Below are 996 nucleotides of genomic sequence, written 5' to 3'. Positions count from 1 at the left end.
ACATCCGGCCATAGCGGATCGGCAGCAATTCGGGGACCCGGTTCGCATCGGATGCCCTCAGAACAGCGATCGGATCCGTTCGGCGCGCTGATGGGCGCCAAGCGGCATGCGCCAAGCGCGGCACCTTCTCTCGCAGGGCCTTGCCGGCGGCCATGCGCTCCGCCGGCGACACCCATGGTCGCCCGGCCGGTGGCGGGTCACCCCCTGCAGCCAGTCGGTGCATTTGACGGCGTGTCGCCATCGGGTTCCTCCCACAGCCAAGTTCCGCATGGGCTGTAAAGCTGAAAGGCAGGTCTGCTCGGTTCTCTCGTTGCGGACGGAAGAGGATGGGCAGCCCGTAGAGCTGCCCATCGCGGCGCTCCTGCTGCCTAGTTGCCGGGCTTGTTCTTGATTGCCGCCTCGATCTGCTTCTTCACGGCATCCAGGTTGAAGGAGGCCGGGTCCTGCATCGGCGGATAGTCGATCGCCGTGAGGGCCAGTTTCGCGACCGTCTCCTGGACGGTGACGAAGCGCCAGAACTCGCGGGCGTAGAAGTCGTTCATATAGCCCCCGCCCAGATCGTTGAGGTTCTGGCCGCTGATCGACGGCGTCCGCTCGAACGGATCCTGGCGGATGTTAACCATGGTGGGCATGTCCGTCGTGACCTTCGCTCCAGGCCACCCCTCCGGCTGCTGGTAGAACTGGTACTTGAAGTTGTCGATGCGAAGGGCACCCAGCTGAGGGCCGCCGAAATAGAAGAATTCGTGGCGCGCGGACGGCGCCTTGCCCAGCAGCAGGTCCAGCTGGTTGTAGCCGTCCAGGTGGTTCTTGTAGCTCCGGTCACCGAGCTGCACGCCTTTCAGGAGCTGGTCGGTGATGTCGGGATTCCCGGCGGCCGCCACGAGGGTGGGGAACCAGTCGAGGGCGGAGAAGATGCCGTTCTCAACCGTGCCAGGCTTGACCTTGCCCGGCCAGCGGATGATCGCCGGAGCGCGGAAGCCGCCCTCCATCACGGTT

Annotated in this window: 1 pseudogene; it reads right to left on the bottom strand. The window is 65.1% G+C overall.

Annotated elements, in window-relative coordinates:
- Positions 1–368 precede the first annotated feature (368 nt).
- Positions 369–996: pseudogene (locus FFK22_RS41905) on the bottom strand (sulfatase-like hydrolase/transferase); the annotation flags it as partial.

It is taken from the genome of Mycobacterium sp. KBS0706, assembly GCF_005938675.2.
GTDB lineage: Bacteria > Pseudomonadota > Alphaproteobacteria > DSM-16000 > Inquilinaceae > Inquilinus.
Note: the sequence above shows the minus strand (reverse complement) of the source record. Positions and strands in the feature narration are given on the sequence as shown.